Source organism: Bacillus sp. FSL K6-3149, assembly GCF_038630515.1.
GTDB classification, from domain to species: domain Bacteria; phylum Bacillota; class Bacilli; order Bacillales; family Bacillaceae; genus Bacillus; species Bacillus pumilus.
In genome coordinates this window covers 2,117,393-2,137,099 of the sequence record NZ_CP152034.1, presented here as the reverse complement: position 1 = coordinate 2,137,099, position 19,707 = coordinate 2,117,393, and the positions used below count along the sequence as shown (strand labels likewise).

Below are 19,707 nucleotides of genomic sequence, written 5' to 3'. Positions count from 1 at the left end.
TGTACTTCTATCTTAATCAGGAATTGTTCATTGGTCAAGGGTTCATTCTCACTCTAATTGGGCTCTAAGTCCTGCTACATACTCACGAGAGCCCGACACAAGAACACGGTCACCGCTTCTAAGCGTCGTATCTCCATGTGGTACTAAGCTGTCTATCCCTCTGAAAATACGGACAAAGACCAAATCGCCGGTAAACGGAAATTCCCTCAGCATGACATTGTGATAGCGATGATTGTTCATTTGAATTTGATACAAGGAAGTATCCTCATTTGTTAATAATCGAATCGCATCCGGTGCTTCAATCAAGGCTCTTAGCACCGTTTTAGATGATAGGAAATTAGAAAACGTATCAATGCCCGCTTCCTTCAATGTTAGCTCTGCCTCAGCTTTATTCACACTCGCAATGACTTGTTTTGCTCCTTCTTCCTTTGCAAATAAAGCAATTTCCTTATTTTTCGTCTCACTGCCTGTTGCGACGACGAGGACATCCTCCTGGCCAACGCCTGCCTTTCGCAGCGTCTCATCGTCGTACTCTTCAATTGATTCGACTTCAAAGATGGAGTCGGCGAGCATCGCTTCTTTATTTTCTTGAAAGACATGCAAAATTCGAATATCATATTCATCCTGATGTAAATCGAGTGTGACAGGTAAGGTCAGCTGATTTGCACCAATAAAGGTCACACGTTTTTTATGGCTCACAGCTTGTTCTTTTTTAAACAGTGCTTTAAACCAAACTGGCGTTAAAATACTCGTGAGTATCGCGACTAAAATCAGCGCGCCGGACATTTTATGATCAATGACTCCGAGCCGCTCCCCGATCGTCGCAGCTGCAATGACGAGTGATAATGTCGATGTTAATAAAAAGCCAGAGCCGATTACTTTTTTCATGTCATACCATTTTTTCAAATAAAGAATCGGGATGAGCTTACTAATCAGTAATGCAATAAATAGCAGCGGGATCATGATCATAATAGTTGGGTCCTTGAACAGTGCCCATATATTCAAATCCACTCCGACCATCACAAAGAAGATGGGGATCAAAAATCCGTAGCCAAATGAATCCAGCTGCTGGACAAGCTCTTTATTCGGCGAAAGAAGGGACACAAGTACGCCCGCTAAAAACGCCCCAAGAATATTTTCAGCACCGAGTGATTCAGATAAAGCAACTAAGACTATAATGAGAGTAAAGATCGCCCTTGTCCCAATTTGCACAGTCCCTTTTGACATGGACTGAAAAATTGACTTTGTCTTAAATACGCGGCCAAATAAATAAAGAAGGATGCCCGCAGCAAATAATAAGAGCAGAAGCCACATATTCCCTGTACCATCGCCATAAATGGAGGAAAATACAGCAAGTAAAATCATCGTCACCAAATCCGCAATGACAGCGACAAGCAAGATGATTTGACCGATATTCGTCTGCATCAATTTTTCCTCTTTTAAGGTGGGAACCACTACCCCTAATGAGATCGTCGATATAATGAGCGTCATTAAAAAGGCATTTTGGATAAACCCTGCAAGGACAAACGCATAGGACAGAATAAAAGAAATACTAAATACGCCAAGAAAAACAATAGTGGCTGCTTTAAACGTATTCGGTTCTTTTAGACCATTTGGTAGTTCTCGTGCTTTCTTCTTTGACTCGAAAGAAGAAAAATCTATTTCAAGTCCACTTAAAAACATCAGAAAAATAAAACCGAGCATGGATAACGTATCTAACCATGCATCATGTTCAACTACCAGTTGAAGACCGCTTTTTCCAATGATGAGCCCCATGATGATTTCAGCAACAACGACCGGAATGGTCAGCTTAAATCGGTGCAATAAAAGTGGGGTGAAAAAGGCGACAATAATAACGACAACGAGTGATGAAACAGATGTATGCTCCATTGGCTAAAGCCTCCTAACATTGATGTTTAATCTTTTAAGGTTTACGTTAAAGCATTGATTCTAACAATTGCCTAAATGAAAAGAAAGCCATTCGTTATATGTTCTAAAATTCAAACTTCTTTAACCCCGATGAATGGATGAGAAAAATCAGGAGGAAATCTTATGAAATTTGATATCATTGGTGATATCCACGGCTGCTACGAAGAGCTGCTTGCCCTCATACACAAACTAGGATACGAATTCAAACATGGATTACCCGTCCATCCTGATAAGAGAACGCTAGCACTTGTCGGTGATTTAACAGATCGAGGACCTCAGTCAGTAGATGTCATGCGCTTTGTCATTCATGCCTACGCACACGGCGCGATCCGCTACGTACCTGGCAACCATTGCTTTAAACTATATCGCTATTTGAAAGGAAATCCCGTGAAATTACTTCATGGCATTGAAACCACAGTGAACGAAATAAAAAAGCTGCCCCTTCATGAACAAACCAAATTGTCACATGAATTTAAGCAGCTATTTGAGAAGGCTCCGCTTTACGATGCACTTATTCCTGATGAACTGATGATTGCTCACGCAGCGATGAAGGAAAAGGACATTGGAAGAAAGCCGAACAAACAAATGCGATCCTATCTATTATTTGGCGCAGTCACAGGAGAAACGTGGCCGGATGGGCGACCTGTGCGGAAGGATTGGGCAATGGAATATCGCGGAAAACCATGGATTGTCTACGGACATACACCAGTGAAAGAACCGCGATTCGTTGGCAGAACCGTCAACATTGATACAGGCTGTGTATTTGGCCACCGGCTGTCTGCCCTTAAATATCCTGAGCTTGAAACGGTTTCTGTTCCTTCCTCTATGCCTTATGACGATTCAAGGTTTCAGCATTTCACATCATAAAAAAAACCGGTCCTGCGCTTGCAGGTAGCCGGGTTTCTCTATTTAAAGCAACAATGATTTCATGTCTTCAGGAAGCGGAGCCGAGAATGTCATTTCCTCCCCATTCATCGGATGAGGAAAAACAAGAGTCTCACTATGCAGTGCCTGCCGGTTCATCCGCTCACTCGTCCCGCCATATAACGTATCTCCGATGAGCGGATGACCAAGATACTGCATATGAACACGAATTTGATGGGTTCTCCCCGTTTCAAGTGCCAGCGTCACATCTGACATGTTCAACTCAGCATCCACCGCTCGCACTGTAAAATGCGTCACAGCTTCCTGCCCAGTATCATCGACCATTCGCTCGATGATACTATCTCCTTTTCGGGCAATTTTTGCACGAATGGTTCCATGCTTTTCTTTGATCATGCCATGTGTAAACGCTCTGTATGTTCGTTTGACCGCTCCACTTTTCTGCGCTTTTGATAAAAGGCTGTGGGCAAAGCGATGCTTGGCCACAAGCATGACGCCAGATGTATCACGATCAAGGCGGTTCACTAAATGAACCGTCAGCCGAACAGACTGCTCTGCATAATGATGCAGCAATCCATTCGCAATACTGTGCTCTCGGTGCTCCCGAGAAGGAATGGACGGAATATATGGCTTTTTATTCAGCACAAGGACATGCTCATCCTCAAATAAAATATCAAGCGGAATCGGAGCAGGCTTTAGCCCTTCACTCACTTTTTCCTCTGGGAATAAAATGGTGAGCCTGTCTCCGTTATGCAGCTTGTATCTCACAGTCACATGCTCTCCATTAATGAGGAGATCACCGCCATCAAATTTAATATCCGTCAGCATTCTTTTCGAAATGCCAATATCTATTAAATAATCCTTTAAAAGCAGCCCTTCTTCTTTGGCTGTCATGGTTTTGTTTAGTGTAAAGTATTCCAGCGAGAACGACCTCTTTCTTATTCACCTTTTCCGATAAAGGAATCTTGCACCCTTTTCCAAAACGGAAATGGTCTAAATCGGGCAAAGCGGACATTCTCGTCTGCTACCCGGCATTGAATGGATTTGACGTCCTTATGAAGCAGCGTCAAATGATCAATGGTTACCTGAAAATCGACATCATTCCTCGGTTTAATGACACAAGTATGGTGGTCTGGTAAAATAAGCGGCGAACCGACCGTTCGAAACACTCTGTTGTTGATTGAAGCCATTTCTGCCAGCTGAATGGCTCTAATGGAAGGATGAATAATGGCGCCCCCAAGTGCTTTATTATAGGCTGTACTGCCAGACGGCGTAGACAGACAAAGACCGTCACCTCTGAATGTTTCAAACAGCTGACCCCTAATTTCAACATCTGCCACAAGTGTCCCTTCCATACTTTTAATCGTACATTCATTCATGGCTAAATATTTCTCTTCTCTGCCGCCATCGTTGTATCTGACAATGACTTCTAAGATCGGATATTCCACAATGTGATAAGGGGTTTTCGCAATAGCTAAAACGAGTTTTTCAATTTCACTTGGCACCCAGTCAGCATAAAAACCAAGATGACCTGTATGAACACCGACAAAAGCTGTTTCATTCAGACGGTCGCTATAACGGTGAAACGCATAAAGAAGGGTGCCGTCTCCACCAACCGTAATGACAAGATCGGGTTCCTCTTCATTGAGTTCCATCCCGAAATCCAATAAGTAGGTCTGAATTTTACTTTTGAGTGTGTCAGATACAGAATTCCCTTTCGAAGAAACTGCAAATTTCATGAATTCTTCTCCTTTTCCACCTTGCTGCTATGAGAGGGCAGCATCATATTTGATCAAGCACAGGCTCAGCTATCGTTTTTCTTTTTCCGGGAAAATGCCACTTGTGCTTCTTGAATTTCCCCTCTAATTTCAGACATCTCATCATCAAGAAGAGATGCTGCCTCGGAAGCTCTTTGAAGGCGCAGCTTGACTTTCTCCGGGATATTCCCGCTATATTTATAATTCAGAGAATGCTCAATGGTCGCCCAAAAATTCATCGCAAGTGTACGAATTTGGATTTCGACGAGGAGCTGCTTCTCTCCATTAATCGTTTGCAGCGGATATAACACAACAAGGTGGTACGAACGGTATCCGCTTTCTTTATGCTCTGCAATATAGTCGCGTTTATCAACAACCACGAAGTCTTTTCGTGACTGGAGCATTTTTTTCACGACTTGTATGTCTTCTACAAACTGGCACATAATGCGAAGCCCAGCAATATCCTGCATCGTTTCGATTTCATGCATTGGGATGTTTTTACGCTTTGCCTTTTCTAATATGCTGGCAACAGGTTTCACTCGGCCTGTAACAAATTCTACTGGTGAATGGTCATCCTCGAATTCATACAGCTTTCGAATGCCTTTTAGTTTCACTTTTAATTCTTCGACTGCTTGTTTATACGGTGCGAGGAATTGATCCCATTGTTTTTTGTCCATGAAACTTCCCCCAATTCCATATACCTAATTATTTCAGAGGAATGTGCTCTTCACTTTCTCTTCCATATCTCCGTAATTGGCATTGTCTTTAATATTGTCGATTAAATAATGTAATTCTTGATGAAGCTGAATGAGTTCTAACGAATGTCCTCCCGCTGTCAAATAGACAGGGATGTCAAGATTCATTGCTTCTTTTAATGGAGTCCATGTATGTTCCCCTAAGATAAGATATGAAAAGGACTCCTCGTTTTCAAGTATGTAAACGAACGCAAAGTGATCAGAATCAACAAGCATTTGTCCTGATGCTTTTGCTTTTTGGATTTGCTCTTCTGACTTGGTCGTCAAAATCAGCCTGTCTTCTTTTAAAGTTGCTTCTGCGATTTCAATTCGGTTTTGCATCATGATCTCCTTTACAACAAAGTACAGCTTTATTTTATCATATCAAGTTCAATATTGATAAACCGAACTTATTGAGAAAATCCTATTTTCTTCTTATAAATGATCCTTTCACGTAATTATCCATTGATTTTGGCACATGTGGAAAGAGAAATAATAGATAAAAACAGTCTTTTACATGATGAACATACTTCATGTACAATAATCATATTTCCTCTAAATGAAAGGTTGATGTCAAAATGGCACAGGAAATTGAAATAGAACTAAAGCAATTGTTAATGAAAGAAGAATTTGAACAGTTGAAACAACATTTTCAATTGAAGGATTCGGATTTTCACACGCAAACCAACCATTACTTTGATACACCTCAATTTGATATAAAATCTCAATTCGCTGCATTAAGAATGAGAGAAAGAAACGGTCAGTGGGTTCTCACGTTAAAGGAACCACACGAAATAGGCTTGCTCGAAACCCACCAAACGATCGCTCCTCCTTCAAGCCTTGACGATTTCCAGCTGCCAAAAGGTGAAGTGGCTGACAGGCTAGATCATTTGAACATTCAAAAGGATCAAATTGTGTATTTTGGTTCACTTGAAACGTCAAGAGCAGAAAAAATGATCAAAGAAGGCTTAATTGTTTTGGATCACAGCCGATATTTAACAGTAGAGGACCATGAACTTGAATTTGAAGTGAGCGACCTGGAAATCGGACAAGCCGCATTCTCCGCATTGCTCCAACAATTCCAAATCCCTGTTCGAAACACGAAAAACAAAGTCGTACGTTTTTATGAAGAGAAAATGAAAACACAGAATAGATGAATTCCTTGAAGGAGGAACATGATGAACGTCAATCAACTTCAATCCTTTATGCAGCTCCAAGCGCTTAAAACATTACAATCAGACCCTGGACAAACGCAAATGCCGGGCGGCCAAGAATCGACTGCACAAGCTTCATTTCAGTCGCTGCTGCAAGATTTTTTAGGCGGATCAGAATTATCACGCCTGCCGCTTTCAATTTCTGCATTTATGGGAACGGACCCATCAACGGCTCCGAACACGCAATACGCGCGTACAAACCCATACTTATCTGCTATCGCTGGCGGTGAGCAGCTTCAAGCTCAACCTTCATATGCGAATGACGCTCCATTGAATACAGCAAATGGTATTGGGAATGTCTTAAACAACAGCTACACGCCGCCGCTTCAAAAGGCTGTTTCAAGCGGCTCATCATCAAAGGAAATTAATCAAATTGTGTCACAAATGGCTCAAAAACATGGTGTTCCAGAAAAGCTAATTCATGCGGTCATCAAGCAAGAATCTGGCTATCGTACGAATGCGGTCAGCCATGCAGGCGCGCTTGGCCTTATGCAGCTTATGCCATCTACAGCTAAGTCACTTGGCGTGAATAATGCCTTTGATGCGGCCCAGAACATCGAAGGCGGCACGAAGTATATCAAACAAATGCTTCAGAAATATAATGGAAATGTCTCACTCGCCTTAGCTGCTTATAATGCAGGCTCAGGAAATGTTGATAAATACGGCGGCATTCCACCATTTAAAGAAACACAAAATTATGTAAAGAAAATTACAGCACAATATTTCGCTTAAACCGAAGAGAATAACCTCTTCGGTTTTTTGTATGTCGCTTTTCACCCTTTTTTGACTGAATGTGTTATGATATGGTCAATTGATCACGGAACCCGCCTCTCCCCTTATTAATAGACCAAAGCGGTTTGTTTGTGGAATTGAGATGAGGTTGTTAAAATAAGTACAAGAATAGAAACATTAAAATAGAACAAACTGAATATCACTTTTGAAATAAATGAATTCACAATAGGGCGCTTCATCCTATTAACTACGAGTAAAAGGAGTAGTCAACATGGTACAATCGTTTAACGCACCTTACGAAGCGGTTGGAGAGGAACTTCTATCGCAACTTGTTGATACTTTTTATGAAAATGTAAAGTGTCATCCTTTGCTTCATCCTATTTTCCCGGATGACTTAAAAGAAACAGCAAGAAAACAAAAACAGTTTTTAACGCAATATTTAGGCGGACCCCCGCTTTATACAGAGGAGCATGGCCACCCCATGCTAAGGGCGAGACATCTCCCTTTTCCGATTACTGAGGAGCGGGCTGACGCATGGCTTGAATGCATGGAGGATGCGATGGATCAAGTAGGATTAACCGGCGATATTCGTGACTTTTTATTTGAGCGACTTTCTTTAACGGCTCGTCATATGGTCAATCAAACACCTGAAAAGGATGGACGATCTTGAGCTGCAATACGCACGATCAATATTTCTCACACTGTCACGGACATCCTCAAAAGCCGATTGAAATCTATGTATTCATTGACCCTCTAAGTCCAGACTGCTGGTTATTAGAACCATCCATTAAAAAATTAAAAATGAAGTACGGCCGTTTTTTCACTTTACGAACGGTGACAAGTTCTAGTATTAATGCATTGAATCGAAAACGAAAAAAGCATTTACTGACCGAAGCATGGGGGAAATTTGCGACCAAAACTCAGACCAAAAAAGAACAAATGCTGTCTGAACAAATTGTGACTTCACCCTATCTCGCCTCGCTTGCATTAAAAGCGGCTGAACTTCAAGGCAGAAAATGCGGAATGAAATTTCTGCGTCTCATTCAAGAATCACTTTTTTGCCATCAGCAAGATGTCACAAGTGAACATGTACTGCTAGAAAATGCAAAAAGCGCTGGACTAGACATCGAGGAATTCCAGCGCGATATTCATTCTCAAAGTGCTGTCAAAGCACTAAAATGTGATATGAAAATTGCCGCTGAAATGGACGTGTCTGAGCTTCCGACCTTTGCCTTTTTTAATACAGTAAACGGAGATGAAGGATTAAAAATTTCAGGTGCGTACTCTTATGATGTATACGAGGAAATCCTTTTTGAAATGATTGGTGAAAAACCAACCCCTTCAGAACGGCCTCCAATTGAATGGTTTATTGCTTACTTTCAATTTGCATCTGCCAAAGAGATTGCGGTCGTTTATGACCTGACACTTGATGAAGTTGAACGAGAAATGAAAAAGCTGGCTTTCGCTAAAAAAGTCGAACGTGTACAAGTGCAGCAAGAAATGTTTTGGCGCTATAAAGAAGATGATCATCATTCAGATCTTGATGTCTATCGCTGTGAGAATGAACATGGGTGCTGACCCATGTTTTTTCTTTACTCTCCAAAAGAACATTTGTTCTATTTTTAGGTACGAAGAAACCGCGCCGGGATAAGCGCGGTTTCACTATGTCTTAACGACAACAAAGGGGATGGGAGAAATTTTTCACGGTCAAACAAAGGGGTAATGTTTGTATGTGATTAATTTCACATCTGTAGTATATCAAATTTTGTCGACTTATGACAACAGATATACTATATGTTCATATTTTTGTCACAAAACATAAGAGGGTTGTCACTTTCATATAGTGAAAGTAACGAAAAAATGGAGGGATCTGCATGCGCAGCACAACCATTGGACTTGTTTCCATTGGCTTATGTTTCTTTTTAAACATATTAGGCTTAATGAAAATGCTTCCTCTTTATCTCACATCGCCACTCTTATTTGCTGCAATACTTTTTACACTTTATCGACTGAACCACCGGAAGACCTTTAAGGGATTTAAAGGTTGATGATAATGAACGGCCTCTACATGTGAAGAGGTCTTTTTTGTGAAAAAAACTCCTGTCAAAAGATGAGTTTGCACTCACACGTCTGACAGAAGTCTTTTCATTACTCACCCGTTTTAGAGATGAGCTCTTCCATTTCTTTTAATTTTTCTTCGAACAATTGACATGCTGCTTCGATTGGTTCTTTGGAAGCCATATCAACACCCGCTTTTTTCAGCACATTGATTGGATAATCAGAGCTTCCTGCTTTAAGGAAGTCTGTGTAGCGCTCTACCGCTGGTTTTCCTTCTTCTAAGATTTGCTTGCTTAATGCCTGTGCAGCACTATAGCCTGTAGCATATTGATAGACATAATAGTTGTAATAGAAGTGAGGGATTCTCGTCCATTCTAATCCGATTTCCTTATCCACAACCATGCCGTCTCCAAAATACTTCTTATTCAGGTCGTAATAAAGGTTCGTCATGAATTCTGGTGTTAAAGCCTCTCCTTCTTGTGCTTTCACATGAATCAAATGCTCAAACTCAGCAAACATCGTCTGTCTGAATACCGTTCCTCTAAATCCTTCTAGCAAGTGATTTAACACATACAAACGCTGCTTTTTATCATCTAGATGATTCAGCAGGTATTCGCCAAGTAACGCTTCATTTGTCGTAGAAGCTACTTCAGCTACAAAGATGCTGTAGTTTCCATACGGATATGGCTGGTGCTTTCTTGTATAGTAGCTGTGGACGGAGTGCCCAAATTCATGAGCCAGTGTAAATAAATTATCAATATTATTTTGCCAGTTCATGAGGATATATGGATTTGTGCCATAGCTTCCAGATGAATACGCACCGCTACGTTTCCCTTTATTCTCATAAACGTCTACCCAGCGATTATTGAGTCCCTCTTTTAACACGGACACATATTCTTCTCCTAATGGCGCTAACCCTTTTAGCATATAATCCTTTGCTTCATCGTAGGTTAGCTTCATGCCAGCATCTTTTACAAGTGGCGTATACAAGTCATAATTGTGCACTTCATCAAGCTTTAACACCTTTTTACGCAATTCAATATAACGGTGTAATAACGGTAAATATTGATGAACTGTATCAATTAGATTGTCATATACTTCTTCTGGAATACTGTTTCGAGATAGTGCTGATTCTCTTGCCGATTTATAATTTCGTACTTTTGCATAAAAATTATCCTTTTTAATCGAACCGCTCAGTGTCGAAGCAAGCGTGTTTTTATACTGATCATACGTTTTATACACAGCTTTAAAGGCATTCTTTCTCACTTCACGGTCATCACTGTTTAAAAATGTGATAAAGTTGCCATGGGTAATTTTCTTTTCTTCCCCATTTTCATCCTTTACAGAAGGGAACGAAATATCAGCATTGTTAAACATACTAAAAGTAGTAGATGAAGTTGAGAGAGGTTCAGATGCCTCAGCTAATAAGGCCTCTTGCTCCTCACTTAAAATATGTGGACGTTCTTTATTAATTTCTTCAAGAGCATGAGAATACAGTTTTAATTCTTCTTTTTCCAGAATAAACTGCTGCAATTTATCTTCTTGAATCGATAAAATCTCTGGAACAATATAAGCAGAAGTACTAGAGAGTTGTGTAAATAAATTCGATGCTTTATCATTCAGCGCTTGAAATGATGAGTTAGTTGTATCCTCATCGTATTTCATGTGCGCATATGTATAAAGCTTACCAAGCTTTTCAGAAAGCTGATCCTGAAAGGTTAGGGCTTCATACAGTACATCAGCAGAATGGGCGAGCTTGCCTTTAAATTGGGCGAGCTTAGGAATTTCTTTTTTGACCGCTTCGAATTCCTTGTTCCATGCATCGACGCTTTCAAAAATATCTTCAAGTCGCCATTTGTTTTCTTCTTTTACTTCGCTTCTGTCTGGTAAATGGTTGTTTTTGCTTTGTGAAGTCATATGAATCCCCCTTGCATAAGTTGTGTTGAACCAACCTTTCGGAAAGTGAAAGAAATTGGTGTTGTATTTATCTTCTTTGTTTTGAACTATATTTGTCAAATCATATGCAGAAATAAATACCAAACAGACTAAAAAAATGAGAAAAAAGCGTTTCTTTCTATTCAATCGCAGCACCACCTTTTTCTTATCATGATCAAAGTGGGCATGAAACATGCTAATGAAATAAGAAAGCATCTCGTTTGAACGCTTCATCTACTGTTTGTATCGGCATTTGATTTGACGCTACTTCATAATTACCCTCTTTCGTCATGTGTAAAAACCCTTGTCTGACAAGCGCATGAACATATGATGTGATAACCTCTTTTAATTCTTCTATTGAAACATCCCCATATCGAAGCTTTACTTCTTTCATCTGGATACACCGCTTGATTTCTTTCATCAGCAGTTGAATCGTCACTGGACTGCTTCCTTTTTTCCTTATTATCCAATCATATAGACACCCCTGCCAGACATAAACGGGACTTGTAAAGATGTACGCTTCTGGCAGCGGGATAAATAATTCAGCCGGTAGAAAAGGGAAAGCTGTTTGATGATGCTCATAAAAAACGTCTCTCAACCGTTTGCTTTCATTTGATAAAATGCGAGGAGGCCGCTGCCTAAATTGCTGTATGCACCTTAGCCATTGCTTAGAAACTTGACGCTTGCTTGATGGCGGCGATAGGATATCCGAAAGTTTGCGGTATGCTGTTGGCGGTCTGACAGTCATGGCAGCACATATTTTCGTTGGTTGAAATACAAGGAGTTGAGCAAGATGGATGAATCGATTCTGGAGCGGACAATAAAAAATCAGACTTCCTTTCTGTGATTCCCTTAGCATTCCCCAATGAATGGAGGAGAAGGAAAAGAGCTGGGCAGATTTTCGCTTTAAACGATTTGCTCCTAGGACCCATATAGGGAAGAGCCCTGCTTCGCGGAGTCCTGCTGTTCTTTTACGGAGCTCTTGCCGTGAAATATTTGAGCATTGATATTCGATTGCATAGCTTGTTCCTCCAATAGAGACGGTCACGTCAGGACGCTGATGAACCATTGACACATACTTTTCAAGCACTGGTTTATGTCCCAGCTGCTGAAGCCAATTCATCATGGCTTCTTTCCCCGCCTGATGATATGCCGTTTCGCCTGAGGCTAGTGGACATGCTGTCAGCTGTTTATGTGCAAAATGATAAACACGTTGTTCACCAAGCTTTAATTGCACTTCTTCCCTGCATTCAGGGCAGTAAAATTTGCACGTTGTCCTGACATGCTCCAACCTGTTTTTAGATAAGTGATGTGTAATTCGAATAAGCTTTCCATTATCCATGATCGCTGTATTCATTCAGCTCGCCCCTTAGTTTTTGATGACCGTATTATAGCTTGTTCGTCTATAAGAGAGCGAATAGGCAAAATGAGCTTTTATTGTGTGAAAATATGATTTTACTGATGTTTTCTTGAGGAAAATGAAAAAACCCCCTGATAAAAAGGGGGAAAATACAATCTTTATAGTAATGGCGATAATAATCTTGCTGTTGATTCAAAGAGTCTTACCCTTAACGGTCTCTTTGCAAATTCTTCTGGGACAATCTCGTGCGACTGTTCTAAATCACCTAAAAAGTCGTTCACGAGCTTCTCAGTGCTTTTCGTTTTATAGAGGAAGGCATTCACTTCAAAATTCAAATGAAAGCTTCTCATATCCATGTTGGCCGTGCCTATCGAAGCCAGCTCGCTATCTACAATGATAAATTTACTATGCATAAAGCCTTGATCATATTCATACACCTTTGCCCCTGCTTCTAAAAGCTCCGGGAAGTATGAACGGGACGCATGGAAGACGATCCGTTTATCTGGATTCTTCGGTGCAATAATCCGTACGTCTACTCCGCTTAATGCAGCAATTTTCAATGCAGACAAAATATCATCATCCGGCACAAAATATGGTGAAGCAATCCAAATAGACTTTTTGGCAGAGATAATCATAGAGAAAAAGAGATTTTTAATGACCTCCCACTGTTTATCAGGACCACCAGCAATCATTTGTACGCCTTCTGTTGTAATCTCAATGTGGGTGAAATCTTTGAAGTATTCCACACCTGCACATCTCTCATTCGTCATATAGTACCAATCCTGCATGAAAATCTGCTGCAGATCACGAACAGCTTCACCCTTAATCATCAAATGCGTGTCACGCCAAAATCCATATTGTCTGCTTCTGCCCATATATTCGTCTCCAATGTTTAGCCCGCCAACAAATCCAACTTCTCCATCAATCACGACAATTTTTCGGTGATTTCGGAAATTGATTTTATTATTTAACAGTGGCAGCCTCACGGGTAAAAATGGAACGATCTGAACGCCAGCCTTTTCGAGGTCAGCAATATATTGACGAGAGAGCTTTAAACTCCCTACATCGTCATATAAAAAGCGGACAATCACGCCATTTTCCGCTTTATCAATGAGAATATCTTTTAATTCTTGTCCAAGGTCATCGTGGCGGAGAATATAATATTCTAAATGAATGTGATGTGTCGCCTTTTTGATTTCTTCAAAAATATGAGAGAATGTTTCTTCTCCATTCGTCAGGACTTTAGAGGACGTGCGATACGTAATAGGGGTATGTCCAAGTCTGTGGGCCAGCTTAAATAAGAGCTGCTGATGATCACCCATATGCGTCATTTTCTCAATCGCTTCTCTATGAATATGTTCATCTTCCTGGATTAACTGTTCGTCCAGGATGGCTTTCTTTTCAAACAACCGGCGCTTTTTGATATTGCGTCCAAAGAAAATATAGAACAAAAAGCCGAATAACGGAAAGCTGCCAAGCAGGACAAGCCACGTTATCGTTTGAGATGGATTCCGGTTCTCCAAGAATATGACAAACCCGATGAAGATAATCGATAAAGTGAACAGAACGCTGACTGAACTTAATACACTTACCGCTAAATCACCGGCAATTAATTGAATGACTAAATAAGCACCTATCGTAATGATAAGAAAAAATAGAACTTTGACTAAATTTCTCATTTCATTTTCTCCTTGCCGATCTCTTTATTTACCTATTCATTCCGATAAAAAAGCCGATTCCTCTATAGAAATCGACTTTTGTTGGTTACGAGAAGTGCTGTTGAATCGTTTCAAGGGCATTTCCTTCGATAATCAGCTGACCATATTCTTTCAGTCTGTAAATGCTGACCACTGATTCATGAGCATATTCAAGCAAAATGCTGAGCTTATTCTCCACTTGCTCATCTGACAAATCCTCGTGGAAGTCAACATATAGATAATAACGGTTTTCAAACGAATATAAACTTGAGGTAAAATCCTGCATATTTAATTGAGAAAGTGCAATCAAATCTTCAAAGTCATCCATTTTCAACACAAATTGAAGTTGAAGTTTTTTGTCCTTCTCATTATGGTCTTCTTGATCCTGCTCTTCTTTTTGAAAATCATCAAGCAGTGCGTCTAGACTTTCTTCATCTGTTTGATCTTTTTTATCTTCTGGAATCGGCAATTCGAGCTTTTGTCCATCTTTAGAAAGTTGGGCTTTCGTCACGACAATTTCAAGACCTTTGTCAAGTGCCTGCACTTGAATCCAAAGCGGTCCCTCAACTGCAAATTCTTCTTCTTCGTGCACTTCATCCATTACTTCCCAAAACAGCTCTTCACTGCGTTCACGATTATACCAAATCTCTTCACGGTCAAATCCGCGGTCTTCAATATCACCGTAGGAAATATAAAATTTCACTGTATGTTCATTAATTCTTTCGATTTCCATTTTGCCAACCTTCCCTTCTATATAAGATGTTGAAGGGACATACAAGCTCCCAATTAATAGTACTTTACTACACTTTACCCGTTCCGTCTACATGTTAACCTTTTAAAGAATTGAGGTATTGCTTCGTACTGTCTATTTTATGATAAAACATGAATAAAAGAAATAAAAACGCATTTTTTGCAGAGAAAACTTACAGAAACATATATTTGAATTGTCTTCATATATTGGTTGTACGAGCTCTATTAGACATGAGGTGAAATGGATGGAAACAGAATGGATCATATCCTTACTGATGATTATTGGCATCGATCTGATTTTAGGCGGAGATAACGCGTTGATCATTGCGATGGCTAGCCGCAGCTTGTCAAATGACAAACGCAATAAAGCCATATGGATCGGCACACTTTTGGCAGTGCTGATGAGAATAACAATGACAGGTGCCGCAGTTTATTTATTGACCATCCCTTATTTACAATTTATCGGCGGACTTTTTCTCCTTTATATAGGATACAATTTGTTAATTGAACAAAAGAAAGAATCGATTCGCATTAAAAGCAGTGGCTCCCTTTGGCGTGCGGTTCAGACCATTGTGATTGCCGACCTCTTTATGTCACTTGATAATGTGATTGCAGTTGCAGGAGCGGCAAAAGGCAACATGCTGCTGACCGCTTTTGGCCTGATGATTTCAGTACCGATTATTATTTGGGGAAGTAAGCTGATTCATGCCGCTTTCACCAAATTCCCGTTTCTTTTATACGGAGGAAGTGCTCTTTTGGCTTTTACTGGCGGTGAAATGATTGTTCGTGATGTGAAATTGAATGAATTTATGGCTCAGCATGCAACTCTTGAATTGATGCTTCCGTTTTTAACGGTCGTCATGGTCATTTTAGCCAGCCTGTTTTACGAACAAACGGCTGAAAATAAATAAAAAAAGCTGCCAAATGATCGGCAGCTTTTCGTTTTTCTATTAGTTAGCAAGTCGCTGAGCTTCTCTTAGTTGGAATGTACGAACCGTTCTTGGAAGGAAACGTCTAATTTCATCTTCATTGTAGCCAACTTGTAGTCTTTTTTCATCCAAGATGATTGGACGTCTTAAAAGACCTGGATGCTCATTGATCAGTTTATACAATTGTTGAAGAGGCATTGTCTCAACATTCACATTTAGCTTTTGGAATACTTTTGAACGTGTTGAGATAATTTCATCTGTACCGTCTTCAGTCATTCGAAGAATTTCTTTGATTTCATCGATTGAAAGAGGCTCTGAAAAGATGTTTCTCTCTTGATACGGAATATTGTGCTCTTCTAACCACGCTCTTGCTTTTCTACATGATGTACAGCTTGGTGATGTGTATAATGTTACCATAAATCTTCACTCCTCAATTTGTAGAATGAATATTGATCTGTATTCTTAAATTAAAATTGTTCTAAATAAGTAATCTTTATAGTGATTATACTATAAAAAAGTAAGTGTGAACAGATTTTCTTGCAATTTTTGTGACAAAAACTAGACAATTTCATTCATTTTCTCGTGTTGCTTGATGTCTGAACATTCTCATTTAGTCGAGATGATCGAAAATATTTTTTTGTTTTCTATTTTCAATGACCTTCAATACATCATCAACATCTTCATACGACTGCCCATACCATTCTTCATCTTTATACGTATGGATTCGTTCATAGGTTTTCCTCATAGCCTCCATCATTTCTTCTTCATTATCTGTAAGAGGAGACCAATAAAGGATTTCCATGCGGTTCACTTCATTTGTTGCAAGTGACCTGCGTTTATAACCGATTGATTCTGCATGCTTGAAGTGCTCTCTTTGGTAAAACTTTAGGCGTTTTGCAGTATCTGCATCATCTTCATCTACAGGCTCAACCTCAAGCAAGATCGGTTTCTTTTTTTCCTTCAGCTTATGAATGAGCTTTGATCCGAGGCCTTCACCTCTTGCATCTCTGGAAACAAATAAATAATCAATAAAGATAAAATTATCAAATTCGGCGTACATCATCACATGATGAGGTCCTTCCTCCTTATGATAAACATCACTTCTTTCCTTTAATAAAGCTTCCATATGCTCTTTTGACTTCATTTCTTCTATCGGGAAGTATTCACTGAGCTTTTCATACCAATTCATGGATCCGCTCCTTATGATATCGTTAAGAACCACTTCCTTAGATATTCCCGATTTCCTGCTATTTAAACGCCTGTACTAGTAAGACGCAGCAAAGTCTCCTCTAGTTTCACTTTTTTTCAAACAACAGAAAAAAAGTTTTATATCGAACGATTCATGAGTAATTGAAAACAAACAAACAGGATAAGTGTCATCCCAGTTTGGAACATGATGAAATAAAGATACTTGCTGCGCCGTGCTTCCTCTTTCTGATTGCTTGTTTTCCGGTGAAGCATATATTCCACGGAAAAAGACACGATGCCAATGAGCACCATAAACACGAGTATCCTCTGTCCTCCATTTGGCTTTCTCAAAAAGGACGTTGAAAAAAGCATGAATACCATCAGAAAGTGAAAGAATGAATAACGAAACGTCTTCCATATCGACATCTGATTTCCTCCTAGAATCCGCTTGTTGTTAACTAGAAATTACCATCATTTCGTTTTTTTTGTAAAATAAAAAAGAAGCACTGACATAGCAGTGCTCCTTCCTTCTTATAATTGTTTTGCCTGAAGCTCTTTGAATTCTTCCTCTGTGCAGCTCACAAAGTGACCTGGCTTCACTTCACGGAAATCAGTGTTTGTTCCTTTGTGAACGGACGGATCATACTTGATTCGTTTGCGGTTACGCTCATAATCTGGATCTGGAAGCGGAATCGCAGATAGTAATGATTTTGTATATGGATGAAGCGGGTTTTCGTATAATTCATTCGCTGGTGCCAGCTCTACCAATTTCCCGAAATACATCACGCCAATACGATCGCTGATGTATTTTACCATGGACAGGTCATGGGCAATGAATAAATACGTTAAGCCTTTTTCTTCTTGCAGTTCTTTCATTAAGTTAACGACCTGTGCTTGAATCGACACATCTAATGCAGATATTGGTTCATCGGCAATAATAAAATCTGGCTCAACTGCTAATGCACGGGCAATTCCGATACGCTGCCTTTGACCACCAGAGAATTCATGCGGATATCTATTTGCATGCTCTTTGTTCAATCCAACAGTTTCAAGCAATTGGTACACGCGCTCTTTACGTGCTTGCTTTGTTTTCGCAAGGCCATGAATGTCGATGCCCTCTGCAATGATATCAAGGACTGTCATTCTAGGGTTCAGTGAGGCATATGGATCTTGGAAGATCATCTGCATTTGACGGTTGAACTCAAGCATTTTTTGTCTTGATTTCTTCCCGTGTACATTTTCTCCTTTATAAAGAACCTCGCCATCTGTCGCATCATAAAGTCTAATGATGGATCGGCCCGTAGTGGATTTACCACATCCAGACTCACCTACAAGACCTAGTGTTTCACCTTTGTAAATATCAAATGAAACGCCGTCAACTGCTTTCACCGTTCCTCTTGCTGTATGGAAATGCTGCTTTAAATTTTTGATTTCTAACAATTTTTCTGCCATGCTATTCACCCTCTTTTACTAATACAGGTTTTTCGTAGCTACCTTCTAGTTCACGCATTCTCGCCTTTACAGCAGCAGGCGGTTCAACTTTAGGTGCATTTGGATGAAGTAGCCATGATTTCACATAATGCGTATCTGATACTTTGAACATTGGCGGTTCTTGTTCAAAGTCAATTTTCATTGCATAATCGCTTCGGAGTGCAAATGCATCTCCTTTCGGCGGGTTTGTCAGATCTGGCGGTGTTCCTGGGATTGCAGTCAGCTTTCCTTCAGCTCCGCCATCTGTGTCTAGGCTTGGCATTGATGCCAATAGTCCCCATGTATACGGATGTTGTGGATTGTAGAAAATTTCATCCACAGTTCCTGTCTCAACAATCTGACCTGCATACATAACAGCTACACGATCAGCGACGTTGGCGACAACACCAAGATCATGCGTAATAAAGATAATTGACGTTTCAACCTTTTGCTGAATTTCTTTCATTAATTCTAAAATTTGCGCCTGAATTGTTACATCTAGAGCTGTTGTCGGCTCATCGGCAATCAATAGCTTTGGATCTGCTGCAAGTGCCATCGCAATGACAACCCGTTGTCTCATCCCGCCACTAAATTCGTGTGGGTATTGTTTGATTCTTTTTTCAGGCATTGCAATTCCAACAAGCTCCAGTAATTCAATGGCTCTTTTTTCAGCCGCTTCTTTTGAAATTTGTTCGTGCTTGAACAGCACTTCTGTAATTTGTTTCCCGACCTTCATCGTTGGGTTCAAGGAAGTCATCGGATCTTGGAAGATCATTGAGATGTCTTTTCCTCGAATGTTTTGCATTTGTTTTTCAGTTTTCTTGACAATATCTTGCCCATCAAACAGGATCTGTCCGCGCTTGAAATAACCCGGCGGCATCGGAATTAATCTCATGATGGCCTGTGATGTCACACTTTTACCAGAGCCAGATTCACCTACAATAGCAAGTGTCTCGCCTTTATTTAAGTGGAAGTTCACACCACGAATGGCTTGAACCTCTCCACCATATGTTTTAAATGAGATTGCAAGGTCTTTCACCTCTAGAATACGTTCACGTTCCATCCTAATCAC

The 19,707-nt window shown here is 40.2% G+C and carries 21 protein-coding genes; 7 read left to right on the top strand and 14 right to left on the bottom strand.

All coding sequences use genetic code 11. From position 1 onward, the window contains the following. Window positions 1-48 precede the first annotated feature (48 nt). The gene (locus MHB83_RS10685) at window positions 49-1,890 is read right to left on the bottom strand and encodes a monovalent cation:proton antiporter family protein (RefSeq protein ID WP_050945261.1); all 1,842 of its coding nucleotides are present in this window, start codon (window positions 1,888-1,890) and stop codon (window positions 49-51) included. A gap of 162 nt (window positions 1,891-2,052) precedes the next feature. On the opposite strand from MHB83_RS10685, the gene prpE reads away from it, so the two are divergent. Further along, window positions 2,053-2,796, top strand: coding sequence for a bis(5'-nucleosyl)-tetraphosphatase PrpE (gene prpE / locus MHB83_RS10680; protein WP_342496313.1), 744 nt, complete (start codon window positions 2,053-2,055; stop codon window positions 2,794-2,796). A gap of 42 nt (window positions 2,797-2,838) precedes the next feature. On the opposite strand, the gene MHB83_RS10675 is transcribed toward prpE, so the two are convergent. The 4 genes from MHB83_RS10675 to MHB83_RS10660 all read right to left on the bottom strand — a co-directional run bounded on the left by MHB83_RS10675 (window position 2,839) and on the right by MHB83_RS10660 (window position 5,644). Then, on the bottom strand, window positions 2,839-3,705 hold the full coding sequence (locus MHB83_RS10675) for an RluA family pseudouridine synthase (RefSeq protein ID WP_342496312.1): 867 nt from the start codon (window positions 3,703-3,705) through the stop codon (window positions 2,839-2,841). Window positions 3,706-3,749: 44 nt separating this feature from the next. Next, window positions 3,750-4,550, bottom strand: coding sequence for an NAD kinase (locus tag MHB83_RS10670; RefSeq protein ID WP_003211364.1), 801 nt, complete (start codon window positions 4,548-4,550; stop codon window positions 3,750-3,752). Window positions 4,551-4,615: 65 nt separating this feature from the next. After that, on the bottom strand, window positions 4,616-5,245 hold the full coding sequence (locus MHB83_RS10665) for a GTP pyrophosphokinase family protein (RefSeq protein WP_003211990.1): 630 nt from the start codon (window positions 5,243-5,245) through the stop codon (window positions 4,616-4,618). A gap of 33 nt (window positions 5,246-5,278) precedes the next feature. After that, entirely contained in the window at window positions 5,279-5,644 is a 366-nt protein-coding gene (locus MHB83_RS10660) for a hypothetical protein (RefSeq protein ID WP_212046067.1), read from the bottom strand. Between the two features lie 236 nt (window positions 5,645-5,880). Between MHB83_RS10660 and MHB83_RS10655 the strand changes: the two genes are divergently transcribed. From MHB83_RS10655 to MHB83_RS10635, 5 genes are all read left to right on the top strand, one after another. After that, window positions 5,881-6,459, top strand: coding sequence for a CYTH domain-containing protein (locus MHB83_RS10655; RefSeq protein ID WP_050945267.1), 579 nt, complete (start codon window positions 5,881-5,883; stop codon window positions 6,457-6,459). Between the two features lie 21 nt (window positions 6,460-6,480). Next, window positions 6,481-7,248, top strand: a complete 768-nt coding sequence (locus tag MHB83_RS10650) for a lytic transglycosylase domain-containing protein (RefSeq protein WP_050945269.1) — start codon at window positions 6,481-6,483, stop codon at window positions 7,246-7,248. A gap of 271 nt (window positions 7,249-7,519) precedes the next feature. Further along, window positions 7,520-7,918: a thiol management oxidoreductase gene (locus MHB83_RS10645; protein ID WP_008355333.1), complete on the top strand. Its 399-nt coding sequence runs from the start codon at window positions 7,520-7,522 to the stop codon at window positions 7,916-7,918. After that, entirely contained in the window at window positions 7,915-8,826 is a 912-nt protein-coding gene (locus MHB83_RS10640) for a ClpXP adapter SpxH family protein (protein ID WP_212046070.1), read from the top strand. The genes MHB83_RS10645 and MHB83_RS10640 overlap by 4 nt, the downstream gene beginning before the upstream one ends. A 296-nt stretch (window positions 8,827-9,122) precedes the next feature. Next, the gene (locus tag MHB83_RS10635; RefSeq protein ID WP_226805021.1) at window positions 9,123-9,296 is read left to right on the top strand and encodes a hypothetical protein; all 174 of its coding nucleotides are present in this window, start codon (window positions 9,123-9,125) and stop codon (window positions 9,294-9,296) included. Between the two features lie 100 nt (window positions 9,297-9,396). Here MHB83_RS10635 and pepF read toward each other — a convergent pair whose 3' ends face one another. From pepF to mecA, 4 genes are all read right to left on the bottom strand, one after another. Then, a complete protein-coding gene (pepF, locus tag MHB83_RS10630) occupies window positions 9,397-11,223 on the bottom strand; it encodes an oligoendopeptidase F (RefSeq protein ID WP_284906233.1) in 1,827 nt (608 codons plus the stop codon). A 214-nt stretch (window positions 11,224-11,437) separates the two neighbouring features. Further along, on the bottom strand, window positions 11,438-12,598 hold the full coding sequence (locus tag MHB83_RS10625) for a competence protein CoiA family protein (RefSeq protein ID WP_050945274.1): 1,161 nt from the start codon (window positions 12,596-12,598) through the stop codon (window positions 11,438-11,440). A gap of 161 nt (window positions 12,599-12,759) precedes the next feature. Further along, complete coding sequence (cls, locus tag MHB83_RS10620; RefSeq protein ID WP_342496311.1) at window positions 12,760-14,280, bottom strand: cardiolipin synthase; 1,521 nt, start codon at window positions 14,278-14,280, stop codon at window positions 12,760-12,762. Between the two features lie 85 nt (window positions 14,281-14,365). After that, window positions 14,366-15,031: an adaptor protein MecA gene (gene mecA, locus MHB83_RS10615; protein ID WP_050945278.1), complete on the bottom strand. Its 666-nt coding sequence runs from the start codon at window positions 15,029-15,031 to the stop codon at window positions 14,366-14,368. A gap of 262 nt (window positions 15,032-15,293) precedes the next feature. Here mecA and MHB83_RS10610 point away from each other — a divergent pair, with 262 nt between their 5' ends. Next, window positions 15,294-15,959: a TerC family protein gene (locus tag MHB83_RS10610; RefSeq protein ID WP_050945279.1), complete on the top strand. Its 666-nt coding sequence runs from the start codon at window positions 15,294-15,296 to the stop codon at window positions 15,957-15,959. A 39-nt stretch (window positions 15,960-15,998) separates the two neighbouring features. Here the strand turns inward: MHB83_RS10610 and spxA are convergent, their stop codons facing one another. The 5 genes from spxA to MHB83_RS10585 form a co-directional block, all read right to left on the bottom strand. Then, a complete protein-coding gene (gene spxA, locus MHB83_RS10605; RefSeq protein ID WP_003211421.1) occupies window positions 15,999-16,394 on the bottom strand; it encodes a transcriptional regulator SpxA in 396 nt (131 codons plus the stop codon). A gap of 193 nt (window positions 16,395-16,587) precedes the next feature. After that, the gene (locus tag MHB83_RS10600; RefSeq protein ID WP_058014295.1) at window positions 16,588-17,166 is read right to left on the bottom strand and encodes a GNAT family N-acetyltransferase; all 579 of its coding nucleotides are present in this window, start codon (window positions 17,164-17,166) and stop codon (window positions 16,588-16,590) included. 75 nt (window positions 17,167-17,241) lie between these two features. Then, entirely contained in the window at window positions 17,242-17,583 is a 342-nt protein-coding gene (locus tag MHB83_RS10595; RefSeq protein ID WP_253622728.1) for a hypothetical protein, read from the bottom strand. Window positions 17,584-17,696: 113 nt separating this feature from the next. Next, window positions 17,697-18,617, bottom strand: coding sequence for an ATP-binding cassette domain-containing protein (locus MHB83_RS10590; protein ID WP_050945282.1), 921 nt, complete (start codon window positions 18,615-18,617; stop codon window positions 17,697-17,699). Between the two features lies 1 nt (window position 18,618). After that, on the bottom strand, window positions 18,619-19,707 hold the full coding sequence (locus tag MHB83_RS10585) for an ABC transporter ATP-binding protein (RefSeq protein ID WP_095117782.1): 1,089 nt from the start codon (window positions 19,705-19,707) through the stop codon (window positions 18,619-18,621).

Excerpts from the sequence above, each read along its gene's own strand:
- MHB83_RS10685 (WP_050945261.1), bottom strand. The coding sequence starts at position 1,890 with ATGGAGCATACATCTGTTTCATCACTCGTTGTCGTTATTATTGTCGCC.
- prpE (WP_342496313.1), top strand. The coding sequence starts at position 2,053 with ATGAAATTTGATATCATTGGTGATATCCACGGCTGCTACGAAGAGCTG.
- MHB83_RS10675 (WP_342496312.1), bottom strand. The coding sequence starts at position 3,705 with ATGACAGCCAAAGAAGAAGGGCTGCTTTTAAAGGATTATTTAATAGAT.
- MHB83_RS10670 (WP_003211364.1), bottom strand. The coding sequence starts at position 4,550 with ATGAAATTTGCAGTTTCTTCGAAAGGGAATTCTGTATCTGACACACTC.
- MHB83_RS10665 (WP_003211990.1), bottom strand. The coding sequence starts at position 5,245 with ATGGACAAAAAACAATGGGATCAATTCCTCGCACCGTATAAACAAGCA.
- MHB83_RS10660 (WP_212046067.1), bottom strand. The coding sequence starts at position 5,644 with ATGCAAAACCGAATTGAAATCGCAGAAGCAACTTTAAAAGAAGACAGG.
- MHB83_RS10655 (WP_050945267.1), top strand. The coding sequence starts at position 5,881 with ATGGCACAGGAAATTGAAATAGAACTAAAGCAATTGTTAATGAAAGAA.
- MHB83_RS10650 (WP_050945269.1), top strand. The coding sequence starts at position 6,481 with ATGAACGTCAATCAACTTCAATCCTTTATGCAGCTCCAAGCGCTTAAA.
- MHB83_RS10645 (WP_008355333.1), top strand. The coding sequence starts at position 7,520 with ATGGTACAATCGTTTAACGCACCTTACGAAGCGGTTGGAGAGGAACTT.
- MHB83_RS10635 (WP_226805021.1), top strand. The coding sequence starts at position 9,123 with ATGCGCAGCACAACCATTGGACTTGTTTCCATTGGCTTATGTTTCTTT.
- pepF (WP_284906233.1), bottom strand. The coding sequence starts at position 11,223 with ATGACTTCACAAAGCAAAAACAACCATTTACCAGACAGAAGCGAAGTA.
- MHB83_RS10625 (WP_050945274.1), bottom strand. The coding sequence starts at position 12,598 with ATGAATACAGCGATCATGGATAATGGAAAGCTTATTCGAATTACACAT.
- cls (WP_342496311.1), bottom strand. The coding sequence starts at position 14,280 with ATGAGAAATTTAGTCAAAGTTCTATTTTTTCTTATCATTACGATAGGT.
- mecA (WP_050945278.1), bottom strand. The coding sequence starts at position 15,031 with ATGGAAATCGAAAGAATTAATGAACATACAGTGAAATTTTATATTTCC.
- MHB83_RS10610 (WP_050945279.1), top strand. The coding sequence starts at position 15,294 with ATGGAAACAGAATGGATCATATCCTTACTGATGATTATTGGCATCGAT.
- spxA (WP_003211421.1), bottom strand. The coding sequence starts at position 16,394 with ATGGTAACATTATACACATCACCAAGCTGTACATCATGTAGAAAAGCA.
- MHB83_RS10600 (WP_058014295.1), bottom strand. The coding sequence starts at position 17,166 with ATGAATTGGTATGAAAAGCTCAGTGAATACTTCCCGATAGAAGAAATG.
- MHB83_RS10595 (WP_253622728.1), bottom strand. The coding sequence starts at position 17,583 with ATGGAAGACGTTTCGTTATTCATTCTTTCACTTTCTGATGGTATTCAT.
- MHB83_RS10590 (WP_050945282.1), bottom strand. The coding sequence starts at position 18,617 with ATGGCAGAAAAATTGTTAGAAATCAAAAATTTAAAGCAGCATTTCCAT.